This window comes from Tistlia sp., from assembly GCF_040905785.1.
Lineage (GTDB): Bacteria > Pseudomonadota > Alphaproteobacteria > Kiloniellales > DSM-21159 > Tistlia.
The window spans coordinates 69,795-90,959 of sequence record NZ_JBBDQW010000072.1 but is presented as its reverse complement, the minus strand read 5'-3'; the positions used below and the strand labels follow the sequence as shown (position 1 = coordinate 90,959).

The following is a 21,165-nucleotide window of genomic DNA, read 5'->3' as shown; positions in this document are numbered from 1 at the left end:
GGAAGCTAAAGCGTCTGGTCGAGGCGCAGGCGGCTGACGCGGTCGACGGACTTGACGGTCAGCTCGCGCCGGCCGTCCGGGCCGCGCAGGGTCAGCGGCACCTCGACGCCGGCGTCGCCGAGAGCCCAGAGCTTGCGGTAGAAGTCGGCGAGGCCGGTCACCGGCTCGCCCTTGACCGCCTGGACGATCTCGCCCGGCTCGATGCCGGCCTCGGCGGCCGGGCTGCGCTCGGTCGTGCGGACCACGACGACCTGGCCGCGCAGCTCGGTGGAATGGAGGCCGAGCCAGGGCCGCGCGGCCTTGCGGCTGCGCCCGAAGGAGACCAGCTCGCCGTAGATCGGCTTCAGGGCGTCGATCGGCACGTACATGTTGCCCGCTATGACCGGCCCGCCGGCCTCGGCGGCGCCGATGGTGTCGCCGACCTGCAGCGAGCCGAGGCCGACCAGCCGGCCCTCGGCGTCGAGCAGGGCTGCGCCCGCCCAGTTCGGCCGGGAGGGCGCGGCGAAGAGCGCGTCGGGCAGCAGGTACTCCCAGTAGCCGGCGAACTCGCGCCGCGCCATCAGCAGCGCCGGCGCGATCACCGGCCCGGCGTCGCTCCAGGTCACGCTGAGCAGCGGGTCGCGGGGTTCGAGGGCGGCCGATTCGCCGATCGCCATCGCCTCCAGGCCGAGCCGAGCGCTGGCGCGCAGGATGCCGAAGCCGGTCTCGCCGTCGTAGGCCAGCACCTCGGCCGGGACGCGCCGGGTTGCCGCCGCCGGGTCCGGTGCGGCGATCAGCAGGTCGACCGCCGCCGCCTCCAGCACGACGTAGCCGATCGTCAGCACCAGGCCCTCGGCGGCGTCGATCAGCACGCCGTTGCCGAGCCGGGTCGACCCCAGGCTGCCGGCGGTGCTGCCCTCGGGCAGGATCGTCGCCTCGATGCCGACCACGGCGGAGAGATCCAGGCTCCGCGGGTCGAGCGGCCGCTCCCCGCCCTGGGCGAGCGCGCCGGCCGCCGCCAGCGGCAGAAGGAGCAGGGCCGACAGCAGGTTCTTCATCGGGCGCATCGCGACCACCTGTGTCCGGGAGTCGGGTGACTGGAGACTCCCTTCCAAGGTGCGCCGGCGCCGCGGCCCGGCAAGGGGCGGGGCCGTTCAATCCTCCAGCAGGTAGCCGGTGCGGTGCGGCAGGGGCTCACGCCCGACGACCTTGGCCACCGAATCGCCGGCGGCGACGAACTTGTGGGCCCGGCGTGAGAGCAGGAAGCCGTCGGTCGCGGCGCAGATCTCGCTGCGGCCGGACCGGGGATCCTCGGCGGCGGGGTCGATCAGGTCGGCCACGACCTCGCCCTTGCGGACCACGGCGCCGAGACCGACCCGGTAGCTCAGCACGCCGGCGGCCGGGGCCTTGATGGTGTCGACGGCATCGAGGCTGGTGGCCTCGCAGAGCGCCTCCGGCAACTCGCCGACCGCGCCGTCGAGGAAGCCGCGGCGCACGAGGACGCGCAGCAGCGCCTCGGCGTCGCGCCGGGCGATCTCGTCGTTGACGTCGGCGGCGCCGCGCAGCTCGACCGTCGCGGCCTCGCAGGCTGGCGGGATCACGGCGTCGGGAAAACGCCGGGCGAGGCGCAGCCAGGGGCCCGAGAAGGCCTCGTCGAAGGAGCCGCCGCCGGAATCCTCGGCCAGCAGCACGGCCTGGCTGCCCAGCTCGCGCGCCAAGTCGCTCAGGCTCGGCCAGTGCTGCGGGATCAGGAACAGGTGGAACAGGGATTCGTCGTCGCAGTGCAGGTCGAGCACCAGGTCGGCGTCGCAGGCCAGGCGCGCCAGCGCCAGGCGCAGGCGGTCGAGCTCCTTCGGCGGCTGCGGCTGCTCCGCCAGCGCCTCGACCAGGGCCGCGCGGATGACCTGGACGTTGCGCGCCCGGTCGGGACCGAGCCGGCCCTCCAGGGCGTCGCCGGCCAGGGCGGCGAGGTCGGGCCAGTTGCGGTTGAAGTTGCCGCCGCCGGAGAGTTCGTAGCGCCCGAGCTGCTGGCCGTTGACGAACTGCGCGAGGCCGAGCGGATTGGCGTAGGGCACCAGCACGACCTGGCCGCGAAGCTGCCCCGCCGACTCGGCTGCGTCGAGCAGGCGGGTCAGGTGGTGGGCGACCAGCAGGCCCGGCGTCTCGTCGGCGTGCAGGGCGGCCTGGAGGTAGGCCTTGGGCCGGGCGTCGGGCGCCCCCCAGCGGTAGGCGCGCAGCACCCGCTCGGTGCCGGGAGCCGGCCGGGACAGGACGAGGCGCTCGATGTGGCGTGGCATGGGATGCTCCGGGGGCTGCAAGGCGGGGACCTTCGCAAGGCGCACCGGAAAAATCCAGGGCGGGGGCACGGCAGCCGGGGCGGCCGGCTTCCGGCGGCAGGTCGACGGCTGCCTGCCCGCCCTTACGCGCTGCCTGCCCGCCCTTACGCGTTGTGCCAGTTCCAGGGTGGCTTCGGCCGCCTGCCCCTGTTCCAATTTCTCGGATAGACCAGGGCGGCCAGGAAGGCGTCGATCCTCCGATCGTCCTCCGACAAGGGCAGCAGGATCGAGTCGAACGCCCAGCGCTCGCCGTCGATCGTGCGCTCTCCGGCGGCGCTCACCGGCTCCGCCAGGGCCAGCGCTCGTTCGAACAGCGATTGGCAGAAGGCGCGGAACTCCAGGTCGGGCAGGTCGTCGAAGCTGCTGCCGGTCAGGTCGTAGCCTGCGGCGAAGGTCACGCCGGTACCGATCAGGCGGTAGCGAAACACCGGACGCGAGTCGGCTGGCGATCCGACCGCCGGATAGGCCACCTCGATCATCATGACGTTCTCGATGAGCCGCCACATCCCTGCGGGATCGACATCCCGCCGCCGGGGAAACCGCCGCTCGCCGCACAAGGCGGTCCAGTGACGGTACAGGGCCAGCAGGACCGGCTGTCCGGTGGTGACGTGCGCAGCGTTCGCCGGCGGTATCTGGGAATCATCCATCGACGAAGACGTGGGCTCCTGAGATTGCCTGGCAGATGCCGGAGCGGAAACTACCAACCGGGCTCGTGCGCAAGCAAGGCGCCGGCCCCCTCGCGCACCCGCCGGTGCCGCTCACCCGTACCGGCAGCGCTGCCGCCTTCCAAGTTGCGCGGTCGAGACGGTCGTCGATCGCGAAGCCGCCGCCGAACTTCTAGCCCCCTGCCCTGCCGACTCGCGGGCGGCGGCGCTATATAGTCGCATCATGTCCGTTTCCGACCCACTCCCCCCGACCACCGACGGCCGCCAGCCGCCCTGGTTCGCCGGCCTCAACGAGCCGCAGCGCCAGGCGGTCCAGGCGCTCGACGGGCCGGTGCTGATGCTGGCCGGCGCCGGCACCGGCAAGACGCGGGCGCTGACCGCGCGCCTGGCCCAGCTGCTGTGGACCGGCAAGGCGGTCCCGGCGCAGATCCTGGCGGTCACCTTCACCAACAAGGCGGCGCGCGAGATGAAGGACCGCGTCGCGGCCCTGCTCGGCATCGCCTCTGTCGAGGGCTGGTGGATGGGCACCTTCCACGCCCTGGCCGCGCGCATCCTGCGCCGCGAGGCCGAGGCGGTCGGCCTGAAGCCGAACTTCACGATCCTCGATCCCGACGACCAGCTGCGCCTGATGAAGCAGCAGGTCGCCGCCCTCGCCATCGACGACAAGACCTGGCCGGCGCGCATGCTGCTGAGCGTGGTCGAGCGCTGGAAGGACCGCGGCCTGACCCCCGACCGGATCTCCGCGGCCGAGGCCGGCGACCTCGCCGGCGGCAGGATGGGCGAGCTCTACGCCGCCTACCAGGCCCGACTGCTGGAGCTCAACGCCTGCGACTTCGGCGACCTGCTGCTGCACTGCCTGACGATCTTCCAGGGGCGCGAGGAGGTGCTGAAGCGCTACCAGCGGCAGTTCCGCTACCTGCTGGTCGACGAGTACCAGGACACCAACGTCGCGCAGTACCTCTGGCTGCGCCTGCTCGCCGCCGGCCACCGCAACATCTGCTGCGTCGGCGACGACGACCAGTCGATCTACGGCTGGCGCGGCGCCGAGGTCGGCAACATCCTGCGCTTCGAGCAGGACTTCCCCGGCGCCACGGTGATCCGCCTGGAGCGCAACTACCGCTCGACGCCGCATATCCTGGGCGCCGCCTCCGGCCTCATCGCCTGGAACGAGAGCCGCCTGGGCAAGACGCTCTGGACCGAGGGCGACCAGGGCGAGAAGGTCCGCCTGCGCGGCCTCTGGGACGGCGAGGCCGAGGCGCGCTTCGTCGGCGAGGAGATCGAGGCGCTGCAGCGCGGCGGCCACGCGCTCTCGGAGATCGCGATCCTGGTGCGCACCGGCGCGATGACGCGGGAGTTCGAGGAGCGCTTCGTCGCCATCGGCCTGCCCTACCGGGTGGTCGGCGGCCCGCGCTTCTACGAGCGGCGCGAGGTCCGCGACGCCCTCGCCTACCTGCGCCTGATCGCGCAGCCCGACGACGACCTCGCCTTCGAGCGGATCTTCAACGTGCCCAAGCGCGGCCTGGGCGAGGCCGCGCTGCAGAGTTTGCAGCAGGTTCGCCGAAGCCAGGGCGTCTCGCTGTTCCAGGCCGCGCGCCTGACCGTCGGCACCGAGGAGCTGAGGCCCCAGGCGCGGCGCGCGCTGGCGACCCTGGTCGCCGGATTCGAGCGCTGGCAGGCCCAGGTCGGCGCGATCCCGCATCCCGAGCTGGCCGAGATCGTGCTCGAGGAGTCGGGCTACCTGGCGATGTGGCGGGCCGACACCTCGATCGAGGCGCCGGGCCGCCTGGAGAACCTCACGGAGCTGGTCGACGCCCTGGCCGAGTTCGACAGCCTGGCCGGCTTCCTCGAGCACGTCAGCCTGGTCATGGAAAGCCTTCTGGACAGCGGCGCCGACCAGGTCACGGTGATGACCCTGCACGCCGCCAAGGGCCTGGAGTTCGACACGGTTTTCCTGCCGGGCTGGGAGGAGGGATTGTTCCCGAACCAGCGGGCGCTCGGCGAGAGCGGCCTGCGCGGCCTCGAGGAGGAGCGCCGCCTCGCCTACGTCGGGCTGACGCGGGCCCGCAAGCGCGCGATCGTCTCCTTCGCCGCCAACCGGCGCCTGCACGGCTCCTGGAACGCGGCGATTCCCTCGCGCTTCGTCGACGAGCTGCCGGCGGAGCACGTCGAGCAGGAGAGCGACCAGGGCCTCTACGGCGCCTCGGCGGCGGCCTGGGGCGGCACCGCCTTCGCCAGTGGCGGCTCCGGCGGCGGCTTCGGGAGCGGCTTCAAGGAGTGGGGCGAGACGCGCGCCACGCCGGGCATGCTGCGCGCCCAGAAGGCACGCGCAGCCGAGGGCGGCGAGCGCTTCGCCGGCCGCGGCCCGACGCTGGACCTCGAGGCGCGGCGCGTGGAAGGCGCCGCCAGGGTGGCTCACGGCTTCGCGTGCGAGGAGCGGGTCTTCCACAAGAAGTTCGGCTACGGCACGATCACCGCCGTCGAGGGCGAGCGCCTGACCGTCGCCTTCGACCACGGCGACCAGAAGAAGGTCATGGCCGCCTTCCTGGTGCCGGCCGACCAGGCCGGCTGAAGCCGGAGCGGCCGCTCGCCGCCTCATTTCGGCCGCTCGAGGGACTCGCCGACGACCCAATCGCGGCCATCTCCTTACCCCGCTGCAACTTTTTCGGAGCAACGGCGCTTAAGGGCGCGGACGCTTCAGGGGACGAAGGAGAAGATCGCAATGCGCACCTGGACTCTCGCGGCGGCACTGGTTGCCGCCTTCGGCCTCGCCGGTTGCTCGGGCATGAGCAACAGCGAGCAGCGGACCCTCTCGGGCGGTGCCATCGGCGCCGCCGTCGGCACCGTCGGCACGGTGGTCACCGGCGGCTGCGTCGCCTGCGGCGCGGCGATCGGCGGCGCGCTCGGCGCCGGGGCCGGCTACCTCTCCGACAAGCTGGACTGACCGCGACCGAAGGCTTGGCGGCGGGCGATCCGGCAGGACGCGCGTGAAGCCGCTTGACCGGCGGCGCCGCCTCGTCCAGAGGCTGGCCGATGTCCGCGATCTACCGACTGAGCCTGAAGGCGCCCGCCGCCGCCGCCGAGCTGTTCGACCGCGCCCTGGCCGCGCTCGAGGGCGCGCTGGCGACCGACGTCCCCGGCAGCGACGGCCGGGTGCGCATGACCTGGTACTTCGGCGACGAGCCCGACCGCGGCTGGGTGACGGCGCGCCTCGCCGCGGCGTCCCTGGCCACGGGCGGCGCCATGCCCGACTTCGAGCTCGGCCTGCTGCCCGAGACCGACTGGGTGGCCGAGAGCCAGGCCGAGCTCAAGCCGATCCAGGCCGGCCGCTTCTGGGTGCACGGCAGCCACGTCACGACGCCGCCGCCGCCCGGCACCCTGCCGCTCCGCATCGACGCCAACCAGGCCTTCGGCACCGGCCGCCACGAGACGACCTACGGCTGCCTGGTCGCGCTGACCGAGCTGGCCAAGCGGCACCGGGTCGCTCGGGCGCTCGACCTGGGCTGCGGCTCGGCGGTGCTGGCGCTGGCGGTTTCCCGGCTGTGGCCGGCGGCGCGCGTGCTTGCCGCCGACATCGATCCGGCGGCGGTCCGGGTCGCCAGGGAGAACGTCCGCGCCAACGGCGCACCGGGCATCGAGACCCTGGGCGCCACGGGCTACGCTCACCCGCGGCTGCGCGGCGCGGCGCCCTACGACCTGATCGTCGCCAACATCCTGGCGGGGCCGCTCTGCCGGCTGGCGCTGGGCACGGCGCGGCACCTGGCGCCGGGCGGGCTGGTCGTGCTGTCGGGATTGCTGGTGCGCCAGGAGCGCCGGGTCCTGGCCAAGCACCGGGCGGTCGGCCTGCGGCTGCTCGGGCGCTGGCACTTCAACGAGTGGTCGGTGCTGCTGCTGCAGCGGCCGGGGTGAGCGCAAAACCAAACGGGGCGAGCCGATCCCGACTCGCCCCGCTCAGTACGAAGCTTTCGCCCGTGGGCCTGCTGCCATGCCTCAGGCCGCCCGCTTGCCGGTGGTCTGGCCGACCTCGGTCAGCGCCTGGCTGATCTGCTGGTCGCGCGCCTGCTTGAAGGGCGTGAAGATGACAACGGCGGCCTCGCGCAGGGCCGAGACGGCCTCGATGACCATCGGACGGCTCGGGCCGGTCATGCGCTCGGCGGTGCCGCGCAGGCTGCCGGGCTCGATGCCGATGTCACGCAGCATGCGCTCGTCGAGGGCCGAGAGCTCGCGCACGGTGCGCTGCTCGTCACGCACGGTGGCCAGCCAGGCGGCGGCGCGGTTCCACCAGCGCTGGCGGGCCGGGACGGCATCGCGCGAGCACTCGAGGGCCCGGCGCCGGATCTCGGAGCGGGTCATGCCGATGTCGGCGAGCACGGCGTCGTCGAGCTGGCTGAGCTCGTCGACCGTGCGGCGGTAGACGGTGTGGCGGCGCAGCGAGTCGCTGAGCGCGGCCAGGCCGGTGACGCGGGTCACGGCCGAGACCGTCATCCGGGTCAACTCGCCCATGTAGCGGGCCTGCTCGCGGCGGGCACGCATCATCAGGCGCTCGGGGCTTTCGAAGGGCAAGAGTGCCGCGTCGATGCGGCGCTGGCCCTCGAGGTCGATAAGGCGGGTCACAAGTCTGTCCTTCCAATTTTAGCGCGTTCTGCTGGGCCCGCTTCCATCAGAAATTGGTAGGAGCGAGCGTTCACTCAAAGGAGATAAGCCTCCGGCGCGTCGGGCGTGAGCGGGCATTTTGCACTGCAGCATTGCGGGGCCGTCATGCCTTGCGTTAAGCCCAACGAAAGGCTTGCCACGGTCCCCGTGGCTGGTGCGCAAGGACTTCCTGCGGGGGGCCCGCTTGCGATGCCGAGGCGGCGCGCATAGCTTTCGCTCATGAACCCCGCCTCTCCCCAGACCCGCGCCGCCCCGACCCCGACCGCCCCGCCCAAGACCGCCACGTCCGAGACCGCCACCGCCACGTCCGAGAGCGCCACCGCCACGTCCGAGAGCGCGCAGCGCCTGCAGGCGTTGCGCCGCGAGCTCGCCGGGCGCGGCCTCGACGGCTTCCTGGTGCCCCATGCCGACGAACACCAGAGCGAGGAGCTGGCGCCCTCGGCCGAGCGGCTGACCTGGCTGACCGGCTTCACCGGCTCGGCCGGCAGCGCCGCCGTGCTGGCCGAGCGCGCGGCGATCTTCGTCGACGGCCGCTACACCCTGCAGGCGCGCCAGCAGGTCGACACCGCCCTCTTCGAGCCGCGCCACATGAGCGAGCAGCCGCTCTCGGCCTGGCTCGGCGAGCACCTGGGCGGCCGCCGCCTCGGCTACGACCCGCACCTGCACAGCCAAGCCCAGGTGCGCCGGCTGCAGGCCGACTGCCGGCGCGCCGGCGGCGAGGCGGTGCCAGTCGAGAGCAATCCGCTCGACACCGTCTGGCACGACCGCCCGGCGCCGCCGGCCGCGCCGGTCGTGCCCCACCCGCTGGACTTCGCCGGCCGGCCTTCGGCCGAGAAGCGGGCGGAGCTGGCCGAGCGGCTGGGCGCCGAGAAGATCGCGGCGGCGGTGCTGACCCAGCCGGACTCGATCGCCTGGCTGCTCAACGTGCGCGGCGGCGACGTCACCAGGACGCCGCTGCCGCTGTCCTTCGCGATCCTGCGCGACGACGCCACCGTGGAGTGGTTCGTGGCCTCCGCCAAGGTCGCCGACCCGCAGCTCGCCGAGCACCTCGGCAACGGCGTCGCCCTGCGCCCGCCCGAGGCGCTCGGCGCTGCCCTCGAGGCCCTCGGCAAGCGGCGCGTGCTGGCCGATCCCGGCAGCGCCGGCGCCTGGATCTTCGACCGCCTGGCCGACGGCGGCAGCGAGATCGTCGAGGGCGACGACCCCTGCCTGCTGCCCAAGGCCTGCAAGAACGCCGTCGAGCTGGAGGGCGCGCGCGCCGCCCACCGGCGCGACGGCGCCGCGCTCAGCCGCTTCCTGCACTGGCTCGAGGAGGAGGCGTCGAACGGCAGTCTGGACGAATTGGCGGCGATCGAGCGCCTGGCCCGCTTCCGCGCCGCCGAAGAGCGCTTCCGCAGCCTGTCCTTCGACACCATCGCCGGCAGCGGCCCGAACGGCGCGGTCATCCACTACCGGGCGACGCCGGCGACCAACCGGAGGCTGAAGAGCGGCGAGTTCCTGCTGGTCGATTCGGGCGCGCAGTACCTCGACGGCACCACCGACGTCACCCGCACGGTCGCCATCGGGCCGGTCGCGGTGGAGCTGCGGCAGCGCTTCACCCGGGTGCTCCAGGGCCACATCGCCCTGGCCCGCCAGCGCTTTCCCGCCGGCACCACCGGCAGCCAGCTCGACGCCCTGGCGCGCAGCCGCCTCTGGCAGGACGGCCTCGACTTCGATCACGGCACCGGGCACGGCGTCGGCAGCTATCTCGGCGTGCACGAGGGCCCGCAGCGCATCTCCAAGCTGCCGAACGCCGTGGCGCTGCGGCCCGGCATGATCGTCTCGAACGAGCCGGGCTACTACAAGGAGGGCGCCTACGGCATCCGCATCGAGAACCTCGTCGCGGTGGTCGAGGACGCCCGGCCGGACGACGAGAAGCCGATGCTCGCCTTCGAGACCCTGACCCTGGCGCCGATCGACCGCTCCGCCATCGAGCCCTCGCTGATGAGCGGGGAGGAGCTGGCCTGGCTCGACGCCTACCACGCCCGCGTGCGCAAAAGCCTGTCGCCCCTGCTCGGGGAAGCGGACAGGCGCTGGCTGGAATCCGCGACGGCGCCGCTGCAGCGAGAGTAGGAGCCCGGCCGCGGCGGCCCCGGCCCGAGTGTCGAGACCCGCTTCCGGAAGTCCGGGCGGCAGCGAAGGAGTTGGCTTCGCCGTCGGGGGACGGCGCCTCGGACAAGCTCGGAACGAAGCGATTGGGACCTAGCTGCTTCGTCCCGAGCCTGCCGGAGAGCGTGAAGTGGCCGGCGAAATGGCAGCTTCACTCTCCGTCCTGCGGCCCAGGAGCAGGCTTGCGACGCCCCCGGGCCGGAGCCATCGCGGCGTCAGATGTTGTCGACGTTGCCCTGGACGATCTCCTCCTTCTTCAGCGTGCCGTCCCTGGCCGTGCCGGAGACGCGCGCGAAGACCACCTCCTCGCCCGCGTCGTAAAGGCGCCAGCAGCCTTCGCCGCCATCGCGCCACTCCTGCCATTGGCGGCAGAAGAGCCCGTCCTCGCTCACAGACCAGCGGCCGCGATCCGTCTCGCTGCCGCCGCTCCAGGTGGCCAGTCCGCGCATCTCCCCCGAGGGATCCCAATAGATCACGTAGTCGCTGCCGTTATCCGCGGTCCCGCGCTCCGTGGTATCGGCGATGAAGCGAAGCGCCGCCTGTGATCCGAGCGGCTCCTTGCCGGCCTCGGCCATCTGCTCCGCCTTGGACGCGCAGGCGGCGAGCGCCAGTCCCACGATCGTGCCCAGGATCAAGTTCCTCATCTCGTCTCTCCCTGTCCGTCCGAGGGCTTGGCCCCGGAATGCCCCCCACCCCGGGACAGGACGGTCGTGAAACCTGCCCCGCCACGATCCTTCCGCAACGGGCCCCTGCGTTCATCCTTCGGATGGGTGATGAAGCGCTTTCTCCGGCCGCGGGCGAAGGATTGGCGACGCCAAAGGCGCAGGGGAGACAACCGCCTGGAGGGAAGCCCGGGCGGCGGCGCGGGAGGGCTCGGCGGTGCCGACTGGCTACAGCGACGGCATCGAGGCCAGGCGTTGGAGCAGGTCCGCCTGGCCGTGGCACCCCGTCTTCGCAAGGATCGCCTTGACCTGACTCCGCAGGGTGTTCGGCGAGAGGCCGCGCCTCTCGGCGATCTCCCCGAGTCGCTGCCCTTCCGCCAGCTCGAGCGCGACTCGCGCCTCGGCCTGGGTCAGGCCGAAGAGATCCATCAGGGCGCGGGCGGTCGGGCGGGCGCGCGCATCCGCCTGCTGGACGGCGATCAGCGCACAGCCGTCGCCGGACCGCGGGGCGATCAGGCCCGCCTCGGCCTGCGGCGGCAGCGGCGAGACGAAGAGTCGGCAGGGCGGCGCGTCGGATCGATCGAGCGCCAGCGCCCCGCCGCCGCGGCCGCCACGACGCTCCGCCGTGCGGATCGCATCGCCGACGAGCTCTCTCAGGCGAGCCTCGGTCGCCGGGTCCGGCATCGACAGCCGACCTCCGCGCAAGGGAAGCCTGCCGGTCTCCATCAGGGCGGCGGCCATGGCGTTGGCCGCCAGAACCTTCAAGCTGGCCGCGACCACGGCGACGGCCCAGGGCAGGCTGTCGAGCACCGCCTGGGCCACGCCGGAGCGATGCTGGGCCTCGAGAAAGCCGTGGCCCAGGCGGGCGGCCCGGGCGAGGTGAGGGACGACCCGGCCGGCGCGATCGAGCTCACGGCGGGTGAAATGCGGCCGGCCGGTCGAGCGGAGCAGCGCAAGCTGGAGCTTCGCGTCGCCTGTCGAAACCAGTTGGCCGCCGATGATCCAGCGGAAGCCGTGGGGAATCGAGAAGTCGTTGTAGAACTCGCTGGTCCGGACGAAGGCCTCGTCGAAGACCTCATGACACAGGAACAGCCGGCCGGGCGCCCGATCCATATGCCGCTGGCGCGGATCGATCCTCCAATAGTAGTCGACGTAGGCCTTCTCGGCGGCGGGGGAATGGCCGGGCCCTCCGGCGTAGGAGAGCACCTGGACCGGCGAATGCGCGTGAACCTGGATGAACTGCGCCGCGTCGGCGCCGCAATAGAGCGCCATCGCCGCCGCAGCCGCGGGCCACAGGTCGGGAGCCGCGCTGGCCTCGTAGAGCGCGGCGATGGTGCGGCTGAATTCGGCGTCTTCCTCTTCAGTCATCGCGGGCTCCAGGACCTTGAGCCCCGGGATTCGGGTCTTCGGGGGCCGCTCCTGCGGTCGGATGACGGAAGTGAGACTTGGCCCCGGCGAGCTCGGCCATCTCTGCGATCACGCCCGGCCAGAGATCGGCATCGAGGGCGGCGTCGTAGATCTGGCCGAGGAGCCTCCCGAAACCGGCGTCGCTCATGGCGAGCGCGACGTCGCTGTAGCCCGATGGCGCCGGGAGAATCCCGGACTTTCGCGCTTGCCCATTCTGCCTCCGCCGTGCGCTCCGGGGATTGCGCCCCAGGCACGCGCTCGTGCATTCCGTCCGCCAGCCGCGAATGGACTTAAGAGTAGTACAGACGAGCGTCGGAGTAAACCGGAGGTAACTGGTGGAGGCGGTGCGGCCGGCGGGAGCTGCCGGCGGACGAGCCTCTAGGCCGGCAGCACCTTGCCCGGGTTCATCAGGCCGTCGGGGTCGAGGGCCTGCTTGATGGTGCGCATGACGCTGACCGCCTCGCCGTGCTCGGCCTGGAGGAAGCCGATCTTGCCGTAGCCGATGCCGTGCTCGCCGGTGCAGGTGCCGCCCATGCCGATGGCGCGCATGACCATGCGGTCGTTGGCCGCCGAAGCCCGCTTCAGCTCGTCCGGGTCGTCGGGGTCGATCAGGTAGGTCAGGTGGAAGTTGCCGTCGCCGACGTGGCCGACGATCGGGGCCAGCAGGTTCGAGGCCTGGATGTCCTTCTTGGTCTCCAGGATGCACTCGGCGAGACGCGAGATCGGCACGCAGACGTCGGTCGCCCAGCCGCCGGCGCCGGGCTTCAGCGCCTTGGCCGCCCAGTAGCCGTCGTGGCGCGCCTGCCAGAGCTTCGAGCGCTCCTCCGGCAGGGTCGACCAGACGAAGTTCGAGCCGCCGAGCTCCTCGGCCAGGGCGGCCACGGTCTCGGACTGCTCGCGCACGCTCGCCTCGGTGCCGTGGAACTCGAAGAAGAGCGTCGGCTTCACCGGGTAGTCGAACTTGGAGTAGCGGTTGATGGCGTCCATCTGGACTTCGTCGATCAGCTCGATGCGCGCGACCGGCACGCCGGTCTGGATGGTCAGGATCACGGTATTGACCGCGCCCTCCAGCGTGTCGAAGGAGCAGACCGCCGCCGACATCGCCTCCGGGATGCCGTAGAGCCGGAGCTGGATCTCGGTGATCACGCCCAGCGTGCCCTCCGAGCCGACGAACAGGCGGGTCAGGTCGTAGCCGGCCGCCGACTTGCGCGCCCGCCCGCCGGTCTTGATGACCCGGCCGTCGGCCAGCACCACGGTCAGGCCCAGCACGTTCTCGCGCATGGTACCGTAGCGCACGGCGTTGGTGCCGCTGGCCCGGGTGGCGGCCATGCCGCCGAGCGAGGCGTCGGCGCCGGGGTCGATCGGGAAGAACAGGCCGGTCTCGCGCAGGTACTCGTTGAGCTGCTTGCGGGTGACCCCGGCCTGGACCCGGCAGTCCAGGTCCTCGTCGTTGACTTGGAGCACGCTGTTCATCTGCGAAAGGTCGATGCAGACGCCGCCCTTGAGCGCGGCGATGTGGCCCTCCAGCGAAGTGCCGGTGCCGAAGGGCACGATCGGCGTCTTGTGGCTCGCACAGAGCCGCACGATCGCCTGGACCTCCTCGGTCGAGTGGGCGAAGGCGACGGCGTCGGGCGGGAAGCCTTCGTGGAAGGAGACGTCCTTGCCGTGCTGCTCGCGCACGGCCGCCGACGTCGAGAGCCGCTCGCCGAGCAGCTCGCGCAGGCTCTCGAGCAGCGCCTCCGGCGTGGCGGAAGCGGTCGCGGGGGTCGGGGCGGGGGCGGTCTGCACGCTCATTGCGGGCGGTCCTCTCGAAGGGTCACGTGGGTGGGCGACACTAGCAGAGATGGCGCGCAGGTGCGCCAGTGCAAAGGGGCTTGCGCCCGCGGCTCTTCCCCGCCGCGGGGCGCATGGAGTAGCTAGAGCCGATGAGCGCGGAACCCATCGATGCCGTGGTGATCGGGGCCGGGGTGGTCGGCCTGGCCTGCGCCCGCGCGCTGGCGCTCGCCGGCCGCGAGGTGATCCTCCTCGAGGCCGCCGGTGCGATCGGCACCGGTACCTCCTCGCGCAACTCCGAGGTCATCCACGCCGGCATCTACTACCCGACCGGCAGCCTCAAGGCCCTGAGCTGCGTCGCCGGCAAGCAGGCGCTCTACGACTACTGCGCCAGCCACGGCGTCGAGCACCGGCGCTGCGGCAAGCTGATCGTCGCGACCGACGAGAGCCAGCTGCCGGCGCTGCGCGCGCTCCGCGACAAGGCCGCGGCCAACGGCGTCGGGGACCTGGTCTTTCAGACGCCGCAGGAGGTCTCGGCGCTGGAGCCGGCGGTGCGCTCGGCGGGGGCCCTGCTGTCGCCCTCGACCGGCATCCTCGACAGCCACGGCCTGATGCTGTCCTACCGGGGCGACGCCGAGGCCGCCGGCGCCATGCTCGCCTTCGACGCGCCGGTCGAGGCCGGCGCGCGCGAGCCGGGCGGCATTCGCCTGGAGGTCGGCGGCGCGGCGCCCATGGCGCTGCTCGCCGGCACGGTGATCAACGCCGCCGGGCTCCACGCCAGCGAGGTCGCTGGGCGGATCGCCGGCCTGCCGGCCGAGAGCATCCCCAGGACCTGGTTCGCCAAGGGCAACTACTACACCCTGGCCGGCCGCTCGCCCTTCGGGCGGCTGATCTACCCGATGCCGGAAAGCGCCGGCCTCGGCGTCCACGTGACTCTCGACCTGGGCGGCCAGGCGCGCTTCGGCCCCGACGTCGAGTGGGTCGAGCGGCCCGAGGACTTCGACGTCGACCCGCGCCGCGCCGACGCCTTCTACGAGGCCGTGCGCCGCTACTGGCCGGAGCTGCCCGACGGGGCCCTGCTGCCCGGCTACTCCGGCATGCGCCCGAAGCTGCAGGCGCCGGGCCGCCCGCCGGCGGACTTCCTCGTCCAGGGACCGGCCGGGCACGGCGTGCCCGGCCTAGTCAACCTCTACGGCATCGAGAGCCCCGGCCTGACCGCCTCCCTGGCCCTGGCCCAGCTGGTGCTGGAGCGCCTGGAGGAGGCGGCGGCCTGAGACCCCCGCGCTACACGACCGCGATCGGCGCGCCCGGCGAGCCGGTGGCGCCCTTCATCGGCAGCGGCGCGAAGATGTAGGCGAAGAGCGAGACGCCGTCGGCCGCCAGCGCCTCGAACTGCAGGTTCTCGTGAAGATAGATGCCGTGCATGACGAGCAGGATCTGGTGCGCCGGGAAGGCCAGCCCTTCGGGATTTGGCACCGCCTCGACGCCCCAGCAGTCGGCGCCGACCAGGCAGACGTCCTTCTCGGCCAGCCATTCGGCGGCCGGCCGCCCGATGCCGGGCTCGCCGCCGTTGTAGGTCTCGTTGTCGACGATCCAGTGGTCGGTCCAGCCGGTGCGGAAGAAGACCGCGTCGCCGGGCCGGATCTCCTCGGCCGAGAGCCCCTGCTTATCGAGCGCCGCCTCGATGTCGGCGACCGTGACCTCCTGGCCGGCCGTCAGGGTCCCGCCCTTCAGGCCCTTGACGTCGACCAGGATGCCGCGCGTGAAGAAGGGCCTGACGTGCTCGACGCCCAGCTTGGTGAGGCCGTAGGCAGTCGCGATCTCCGACATGGCGTGGCCGTTGTAGAAGCGCTTCTCGGCCTGGTTTCCCGGGCCGTCGATCTCGACGCCGATGTGGCCGAGGGCGTCGAACTGGGTGCCGACCTGGCCGATCTCGGTGGCCAGGAACTCGTCGTTCCAGATCACCTTGTTGTCGGCGAAGGCGCCGCCGGTCGGGGCGCCGGGAATGCGCAGGGCCCAGACCCGCTGGCCGAACAGCGGCATCTCCGGCTCGTAGACGTGGCCGATCGGGTAGACCTTGCCCGTCTTGATCAGGCTCGCCGCTTCCATGGTCTTGGCCGGGGTCATGTGGTTGGAGGCGCCGAGCTGGTCGTCGGCACCCCACTTGGACGGCCACCACTGCGGACCGACGGGCGTCTCCGCAGCCTGGGCCAGCTGCGTCGGGCCGGGACCGGCCGCGTGCGCCGACCCGGCACCCCTCAGCTGGTGCGCCAGGAAACCGGCGCCGGCCACCGTCGCGCCCGCCGAGAGCAGGAAGCGGCGCCGCGCCTCCGAGGTCACCTGCGGATCGGCGGGCCGCTCCCCTTCCTGCGCTCGGGCCGATTCCTTCATTTGGTCCTGTCCCATCTCTGTCTCCCCTGTTCGCCTCTGTGCCGATTCCAGGCACTGGTTGTGGGTACGGCGAATTGAACGCCCGCTTCAGTCGCAGGTCAACGCGCCGCGCCCTTTCGCGCGCACTTCAGCTTGCCGGGTTGGGTCCCTGCCCCAGATCGAACAAAAACGAGCGGCGGGGCGCAGGGGGAATTGATCCGGACAGCCGGACCGTTTAGGCCCTAGCCGGGCCGCGAGACCGCGCAAGCTAGAGGAATCGTGCGCAAGGATGGTAGCTATGGCCCGCGAGCGCCGTCGCGGGGCGTCGGCGGCGCGCCGGGCCTTCGAAGCGCGCGGCCGCTGGATGGGGTGGGACAGATAGGCCGGGCATGTCGCTGGTACTGATCGCTTTGCTTCCCTTCGCCGGCGCCCTGCTGCCGGCGCTGATGATTCGGGCGGGACGGAACGCCTGCGCCCTCTCGACCGGCGCGGTGACCCTGACCGCGCTGGTGCTGCTGCTCGCCGAGGCGCCGGCCGTGCTGAACGGCGAGGTCGTGCAGAACCGCTTCGACTGGGTGCCCCTGCTCGGGCTGCAGGCGACCTTCTTCCTGGACGGCCTCGGGCTGTTCTTCGCCGGCCTGATCCTGACGATCGGGCTGCTGATCATCCTCTACGCCCGCTTCTATCTCTCCAAGGACGACCCGATGGGTCAGTTCTACGTCTTCCTGCTGCTGTTCCAGGGCGCGATGGTCGGCATCGTGCTGTCGGACAACATCCTGCTGCTGCTGGTCTTCTGGGAGCTGACCAGCCTCAGCTCCTTCCTGCTGATCGGCTACTGGAAGCACCTGCCCGAGGGCCGGCAGGGCGCGCGCATGGCGCTGGCGGTGACCGGCGGCGGCGGCCTGGCGATGATCGCCGGCATGCTGATCCTGGGCGACATCGCCGGCTCCTACGACCTGACGACGATCCTGCAGCAGCGCGAGGCGATCCAGGCCTCGCCGCTCTACCTGCCGGCCCTGGTGCTGATCCTGCTCGGCTGCTTCACCAAGTCGGCTCAGTTCCCCTTCCACTTCTGGCTGCCCCACGCCATGGCGGCGCCGACGCCGGTCAGTGCCTACCTGCACTCGGCGACCATGGTGAAGGCCGGGCTGTTCCTGATGGCGCGGATGTGGCCGGTACTGGCCGGCACCGAGGCCTGGTTCTACCTGGTCGCCACGACCGGCCTCGTCACCCTGGTGGTCGGCGCCGGGATCGCCCTGTTCAAGGACGACCTCAAGGCGCTGCTTGCCTACTCGACCGTCAGCCACCTCGGGCTGGTGACCATGCTGCTCGGCTTCGGCACGCCGATGGCTGCGGTCGCTGCGGTCTTCCACATCCTCAACCACGCGACCTTCAAGGCGGCGCTCTTCATGACCGCCGGCATCATCGACCACGAGACCCACACCCGGGACATCAAGCGCCTGGGCGGCCTCGCCGGCCTGATGCCGGTGACCGCCACCATCGGCATCGTCGCGGCGCTCTCGATGGCCGGCGTCGCCCCGCTCAACGGTTTCATCTCGAAGGAGATGATGCTGGAGGAGGCGCTGCACACGCCCTGGGCCGGCAATCCCTGGATCCTGCCGGCGCTGGTCGCCCTCGGCGCCCTCCTCTCGGCCGCCTATTCCTTCCGCTTCGTGGCCCACGTCTTCCTGGGGCCGAAGCGCGACGACTATCCCCACCACCCGCACGACCCGCCGACCGGCATGTGGCTGGCCCCGGCCCTGCTGGTCGCCGCGGTCGTGGCGATCGGCCTGCTCCCGGCGCTCGTCGCCGGGCCGCTGGTCGCGCTGACCGCGGGCGCGGTGATCGGCGGGCCGCTGCCCGACTACTACCTGTCGCTCTGGCACGGCCTGACCCCGGCGCTCGGCGTCAGCCTGCTGGCGGTGCTCGGCGGCCTGGTGCTGCTCTGGCGCCACCGCCCGCTGGAGGCTTGGTGGTTGGCGCTGCCGCGCCCCGAGGCCAAGCGGCTGTTCGACCGCGGCGTCGAGGCGGCGGCGACGATCTGCCAACGCACCACCGAGGCGCTGCACGACGGCTCGCTGCGCCGCTACCTGGCGATCCTCGTGACCGCCGTGCTGCTGGTCGGCGGTGGCGCCTTCCTGCAGGGCGGCCACGGCGCCGGAACCCGGCCGATGCTGACGGCGCCGGTGCTGCCGGTACTGGCCTGGGCGCTGCTGGTCGGCGCCTGCCTGTCACTGGTGCTGCTGCACCGCAACCGCCTGCTCGCGCTGATCGCCACCAGCGTCGTCGGCCTGACCGTCTCGATGGCCTTCATCTACCTCTCGGCGCCCGACCTGGCGCTGACCCAGATCTCGGTCGAGGTCGTGACCACGATCCTGCTGCTGCTGGCGCTCAACCTGCTGCCCAAGCGGACGCCGCTCGACAGCAGCCTGCCGCGCCGGAGCCGCGACGGCCTGCTGGCGGTGCTCAGCGGCCTGGGCGCCGGCGCGCTCGCCTTCGCCTTCATGACCCGCGACTTCGAGACGATCTCGGACTACCACCTGGCGCAGTCCTATCCGGGCGGCGGCGGCACCAACGTCGTCAACGTCATCCTCGTCGACTTCCGCGGCTTCGACACCTTCGGCGAGATCATCGTGCTCGGCATCGCCTCCCTGGCGATCTTCGCGCTGCTCGACGGCGCCCTCCACGGGCCCGCCCTCAGACGCCTCAGCAACTGGCAGCCGGACCAGCGGCGCGCCCAGGATCTCCATCCGCTGATGCTGGTCGTGGCGACGCGGGTCATGCTGCCGCTGTCGATCATGGTCGGCCTCTACATCTTCCTGCGCGGCCACAACTCGCCGGGCGGCGGCTTCATCGCCGGCCTGGTCGTGGCGATCGCGCTGCTCATGCAGTACATGGCCAGCGGCTTCGCCTGGGCGCAGCAGCGCATGCAGCTCAACTACCACGGGGTGATGGCCGCCGGCGTGATCATCGCCGGCCTCACGGGCATCGGCGCGTGGCTGGCCGGGCGGCCCTTCCTGACCAGCGACTTCGGCTACGTCACCATCCCGCCGCTCGAGAAGTTCGAGCTGGCCACCGCCATGGGCTTCGACGTCGGCGTGTTCCTGACCGTCGTCGGCTCTGTGATGCTGGCCCTGGCCAACCTGTCTAGGGTCTTCAGGCGCACCGAGGGCCCGGTCAGCGACCGGCCGATGGACATCGATCCTTCGCTCGACCCGCGCACCGCAGGGAGAAGCTGACATGGAGTTGCTGGTCGCCAGCGGGATCGGCGCGATGACGGCCGCGGGCGTCTACCTGCTGCTGCGCGCCCGCACCTTTCCCGTGATCATCGGCGTCGCCCTCTTGTCCTACGCCGTCAACGTCTTCCTCTTCGCGACCGGCCGCCTTGCGGTCCATCGCCCGCCCGTGATCTCCGACGACGCCGCGGGCTACACCGATCCCCTGCCCCAGGCGCTGGTGCTGACGGCGATCGTGATCTCCTTCGGCATGACGGCCCTGGTCACGATCCTGGCGCTGAGGGCCTACCTCGAGTGCGGCACCGACGCCGTCGACACCCCCGAGCTCGACGCCACGGCGCAGGAGTGGGGGATCCAAACCGGTCCAGCCGGCGAGGCGGCGGAGGCCGAGCGCCGATGAACCACTGGATCGTCGTCCCCGTCATCCTGCCGGCAATGCTCGCGCCGCTGCTGGTGCTGGCGGTGCGCCACAGCCTGACCCTGCAGCGCGTCTTCTCGGCCGTCGGCACGGCGGCGCTGGTCGCGGTCTCGCTCGGCCTCGCCCTGCGCGCGGCCGGCGGCGGGCCGGAGATCTACGAGCTCGGCAACTGGCCGGCGCCCTTCGGCATCGTGCTGGTGCTCGATCGCCTCTCGGCCCTGATGCTCCTGCTGACGGGTCTGCTCGCGGCGGCGGTGCTGACCTACGCGATCTCCAGCGGCTGGGACGCCCGGGGGCGGCACTTCCACCCGCTGTTCCAGTTCCAGCTGATGGGCGTCAATGGCGCCTTCCTGACCGGCGACCTCTTCAACCTCTTCGTCTTCTTCGAGGTCCTGCTGATCGCCTCCTACGGCCTGATGCTCCACGGCGGCGGCGCCGAGCGCCTCAAGGCGGGCGTCCAGTACATCGTCGTCAACCTGGCCGGCTCGACCCTGTTCCTCTTCGCGGTCGGCACGATCTACGCCGTCACCGGCACGCTCAACATGGCCGATCTCGCGGTCAAGGTGCAGCAGGTGGCGCCCGGCGACGAGGCCCTGCTGCGCGTCGGCGCCCTGCTGCTGCTGGTCGTATTCGCGGTCAAGGCGGCGCTGGTGCCGCTGCACTTCTGGCTGCCCGGGACCTATGCCAACGCGCCGGCCCCGGTCGCCGCGCTCTTCGCCATCATGACCAAGGTCGGGGCCTATTCGATCATCAGGGTCTATACCCTGGTCTTCGGCGCCGGGGCCGGCGACGGCGCCGCCTCGGCCGGCGATTGGCTGCTGCCGGCGGCCCTGGTCACCCTGGTCCTCGGCACGGCCGGGGTGCTCGGTGCCGGCGGCCTGATGCGGTTGATCTGCTACGCGCTGATCGCCTCGATGGGCACGCTGTTGACCGCGGTCGCGCTGTTCACGCCGGCGGCGACCGCGGCGGCGCTCTATTACCTCGTCCATTCGACCCTGGCGGCGGCGGCGCTGTTCCTGGTCGCCGACCTGGTAGCGGCGCGCCGCGGCCGCTTCGGCGATCGGCTCGAGGCCGCACCGCGCTTCGCCCAGACCGGCCTGCTCGCCAGCCTGTTCTTCCTGGCCGCGATCGGCATGGCCGGGATGCCGCCGCTCAGCGGCTTTCTCGGCAAGCTCCTGGTGCTCGACAGCGCGCGCGGCGGCGAGGCGACGGCGGTGATCTGGACGCTGATCCTGGCGACCTCGCTGGTCACCATCGTCGGCTTCGCGCGCGCCGGCTCGGCGCTGTTCTGGAAGAGCGCGGCGCTCGAGGGCCGGATCGAGGCCGCGGCGGCGGCGCGCCCGGTGCTGCCGATCGTGGCGACCGCGGCGGTGCTGGCCGGCATGGTCGTGCTGAGCGCGCTGGCCGGTCCGGTGACGGGCTTCCTGGAGGGAACGGCCGAGCAGCTCTATGCGCCAGCCGGCTACATCGAGGCCGTGCTCGGCGCCGAGCGCGCGGCCGGCGGCTGACCGGAGGGAGGCG

Annotated in this window: 17 protein-coding genes; 8 read left to right on the top strand and 9 right to left on the bottom strand. The window is 72.1% G+C overall.

Annotated features, from left to right (window positions below; translation table 11 throughout):
* Window positions 1–5 precede the first annotated feature (5 nt).
* From WD341_RS16440 to WD341_RS16430, 3 genes are all read right to left on the bottom strand, one after another.
* Window positions 6–1,037, bottom strand: a complete 1,032-nt coding sequence (locus WD341_RS16440; RefSeq protein WP_368426564.1) for a S1C family serine protease — start codon at window positions 1,035–1,037, stop codon at window positions 6–8.
* Between the two features lie 96 nt (window positions 1,038–1,133).
* Window positions 1,134–2,276, bottom strand: a complete 1,143-nt coding sequence (locus tag WD341_RS16435; protein WP_368426563.1) for a succinylglutamate desuccinylase/aspartoacylase family protein — start codon at window positions 2,274–2,276, stop codon at window positions 1,134–1,136.
* 143 nt (window positions 2,277–2,419) lie between these two features.
* A complete protein-coding gene (locus WD341_RS16430; protein WP_368426562.1) occupies window positions 2,420–2,962 on the bottom strand; it encodes a PAS domain-containing protein in 543 nt (180 codons plus the stop codon).
* Between the two features lie 241 nt (window positions 2,963–3,203).
* Here WD341_RS16430 and WD341_RS16425 point away from each other — a divergent pair, with 241 nt between their 5' ends.
* The 3 genes from WD341_RS16425 (at window position 3,204) to WD341_RS16415 (ending at window position 6,886) form a co-directional block, all read left to right on the top strand.
* Complete coding sequence (locus WD341_RS16425; RefSeq protein ID WP_368426561.1) at window positions 3,204–5,549, top strand: ATP-dependent helicase; 2,346 nt, start codon at window positions 3,204–3,206, stop codon at window positions 5,547–5,549.
* A 150-nt stretch (window positions 5,550–5,699) separates the two neighbouring features.
* Window positions 5,700–5,921, top strand: coding sequence for a hypothetical protein (locus WD341_RS16420; protein ID WP_368426560.1), 222 nt, complete (start codon window positions 5,700–5,702; stop codon window positions 5,919–5,921).
* An 89-nt stretch (window positions 5,922–6,010) separates the two neighbouring features.
* Window positions 6,011–6,886: a 50S ribosomal protein L11 methyltransferase gene (locus WD341_RS16415; RefSeq protein WP_368426559.1), complete on the top strand. Its 876-nt coding sequence runs from the start codon at window positions 6,011–6,013 to the stop codon at window positions 6,884–6,886.
* Window positions 6,887–6,967: 81 nt separating this feature from the next.
* Here WD341_RS16415 and WD341_RS16410 read toward each other — a convergent pair whose 3' ends face one another.
* The gene (locus WD341_RS16410; RefSeq protein WP_368426558.1) at window positions 6,968–7,591 is read right to left on the bottom strand and encodes a DUF1127 domain-containing protein; all 624 of its coding nucleotides are present in this window, start codon (window positions 7,589–7,591) and stop codon (window positions 6,968–6,970) included.
* A gap of 258 nt (window positions 7,592–7,849) precedes the next feature.
* Between WD341_RS16410 and WD341_RS16405 the strand changes: the two genes are divergently transcribed.
* Window positions 7,850–9,742: an aminopeptidase P family protein gene (locus WD341_RS16405; RefSeq protein WP_368426557.1), complete on the top strand. Its 1,893-nt coding sequence runs from the start codon at window positions 7,850–7,852 to the stop codon at window positions 9,740–9,742.
* Window positions 9,743–9,993: 251 nt separating this feature from the next.
* On the opposite strand, the gene WD341_RS16400 is transcribed toward WD341_RS16405, so the two are convergent.
* The 4 genes from WD341_RS16400 to WD341_RS16385 all read right to left on the bottom strand — a co-directional run bounded on the left by WD341_RS16400 (window position 9,994) and on the right by WD341_RS16385 (window position 13,641).
* On the bottom strand, window positions 9,994–10,422 hold the full coding sequence (locus WD341_RS16400) for a hypothetical protein (RefSeq protein ID WP_368426556.1): 429 nt from the start codon (window positions 10,420–10,422) through the stop codon (window positions 9,994–9,996).
* Window positions 10,423–10,668: 246 nt separating this feature from the next.
* A complete protein-coding gene (locus WD341_RS16395; protein ID WP_368426555.1) occupies window positions 10,669–11,808 on the bottom strand; it encodes a helix-turn-helix transcriptional regulator in 1,140 nt (379 codons plus the stop codon).
* Window positions 11,801–11,995: a hypothetical protein gene (locus tag WD341_RS16390; RefSeq protein WP_368426554.1), complete on the bottom strand. Its 195-nt coding sequence runs from the start codon at window positions 11,993–11,995 to the stop codon at window positions 11,801–11,803. Before WD341_RS16390 ends, WD341_RS16395 begins: the two co-directional genes overlap by 8 nt.
* A gap of 230 nt (window positions 11,996–12,225) precedes the next feature.
* Window positions 12,226–13,641, bottom strand: coding sequence for an FAD-binding oxidoreductase (locus tag WD341_RS16385; protein WP_368426553.1), 1,416 nt, complete (start codon window positions 13,639–13,641; stop codon window positions 12,226–12,228).
* Between the two features lie 131 nt (window positions 13,642–13,772).
* On the opposite strand from WD341_RS16385, the gene WD341_RS16380 reads away from it, so the two are divergent.
* Window positions 13,773–14,894: an NAD(P)/FAD-dependent oxidoreductase gene (locus WD341_RS16380; RefSeq protein WP_368426552.1), complete on the top strand. Its 1,122-nt coding sequence runs from the start codon at window positions 13,773–13,775 to the stop codon at window positions 14,892–14,894.
* Between the two features lie 10 nt (window positions 14,895–14,904).
* Here WD341_RS16380 and WD341_RS16375 read toward each other — a convergent pair whose 3' ends face one another.
* The gene (locus tag WD341_RS16375) at window positions 14,905–16,026 is read right to left on the bottom strand and encodes a cyclase family protein (protein WP_368426551.1); all 1,122 of its coding nucleotides are present in this window, start codon (window positions 16,024–16,026) and stop codon (window positions 14,905–14,907) included.
* A gap of 353 nt (window positions 16,027–16,379) precedes the next feature.
* On the opposite strand from WD341_RS16375, the gene WD341_RS16370 reads away from it, so the two are divergent.
* The 3 genes from WD341_RS16370 to WD341_RS16360 are packed head-to-tail and all read left to right on the top strand — an operon-like array spanning window position 16,380 to window position 21,152.
* A complete protein-coding gene (locus WD341_RS16370) occupies window positions 16,380–19,229 on the top strand; it encodes a monovalent cation/H+ antiporter subunit A (RefSeq protein WP_368426550.1) in 2,850 nt (949 codons plus the stop codon).
* Window position 19,230: 1 nt separating this feature from the next.
* Window positions 19,231–19,626: a Na+/H+ antiporter subunit C gene (locus tag WD341_RS16365; protein ID WP_368426549.1), complete on the top strand. Its 396-nt coding sequence runs from the start codon at window positions 19,231–19,233 to the stop codon at window positions 19,624–19,626.
* Window positions 19,623–21,152 carry a monovalent cation/H+ antiporter subunit D gene (locus WD341_RS16360; protein ID WP_368426548.1) on the top strand — a complete coding sequence of 510 codons (1,530 nt, stop codon included), beginning with the start codon at window positions 19,623–19,625 and terminating at the stop codon, window positions 21,150–21,152. The genes WD341_RS16365 and WD341_RS16360 overlap by 4 nt, the downstream gene beginning before the upstream one ends.
* The last annotated feature ends 13 nt before the right edge of the window (window positions 21,153–21,165 follow it).

Bases quoted from the DNA above. Each gene is read 5' to 3' on its own strand.
- WD341_RS16440 (WP_368426564.1), bottom strand. From the start codon at position 1,037: ATGAAGAACCTGCTGTCGGCCCTGCTCCTTCTGCCGCTGGCGGCGGCC.
- WD341_RS16435 (WP_368426563.1), bottom strand. From the start codon at position 2,276: ATGCCACGCCACATCGAGCGCCTCGTCCTGTCCCGGCCGGCTCCCGGC.
- WD341_RS16430 (WP_368426562.1), bottom strand. From the start codon at position 2,962: ATGGATGATTCCCAGATACCGCCGGCGAACGCTGCGCACGTCACCACC.
- WD341_RS16425 (WP_368426561.1), top strand. From the start codon at position 3,204: ATGTCCGTTTCCGACCCACTCCCCCCGACCACCGACGGCCGCCAGCCG.
- WD341_RS16420 (WP_368426560.1), top strand. From the start codon at position 5,700: ATGCGCACCTGGACTCTCGCGGCGGCACTGGTTGCCGCCTTCGGCCTC.
- WD341_RS16415 (WP_368426559.1), top strand. From the start codon at position 6,011: ATGTCCGCGATCTACCGACTGAGCCTGAAGGCGCCCGCCGCCGCCGCC.
- WD341_RS16405 (WP_368426557.1), top strand. From the start codon at position 7,850: ATGAACCCCGCCTCTCCCCAGACCCGCGCCGCCCCGACCCCGACCGCC.
- WD341_RS16400 (WP_368426556.1), bottom strand. From the start codon at position 10,422: ATGAGGAACTTGATCCTGGGCACGATCGTGGGACTGGCGCTCGCCGCC.
- WD341_RS16395 (WP_368426555.1), bottom strand. From the start codon at position 11,808: ATGACTGAAGAGGAAGACGCCGAATTCAGCCGCACCATCGCCGCGCTC.
- WD341_RS16390 (WP_368426554.1), bottom strand. From the start codon at position 11,995: ATGAGCGACGCCGGTTTCGGGAGGCTCCTCGGCCAGATCTACGACGCC.
- WD341_RS16385 (WP_368426553.1), bottom strand. From the start codon at position 13,641: ATGAGCGTGCAGACCGCCCCCGCCCCGACCCCCGCGACCGCTTCCGCC.
- WD341_RS16380 (WP_368426552.1), top strand. From the start codon at position 13,773: ATGAGCGCGGAACCCATCGATGCCGTGGTGATCGGGGCCGGGGTGGTC.
- WD341_RS16375 (WP_368426551.1), bottom strand. From the start codon at position 16,026: ATGGGACAGGACCAAATGAAGGAATCGGCCCGAGCGCAGGAAGGGGAG.
- WD341_RS16370 (WP_368426550.1), top strand. From the start codon at position 16,380: ATGTCGCTGGTACTGATCGCTTTGCTTCCCTTCGCCGGCGCCCTGCTG.
- WD341_RS16365 (WP_368426549.1), top strand. From the start codon at position 19,231: ATGGAGTTGCTGGTCGCCAGCGGGATCGGCGCGATGACGGCCGCGGGC.
- WD341_RS16360 (WP_368426548.1), top strand. From the start codon at position 19,623: ATGAACCACTGGATCGTCGTCCCCGTCATCCTGCCGGCAATGCTCGCG.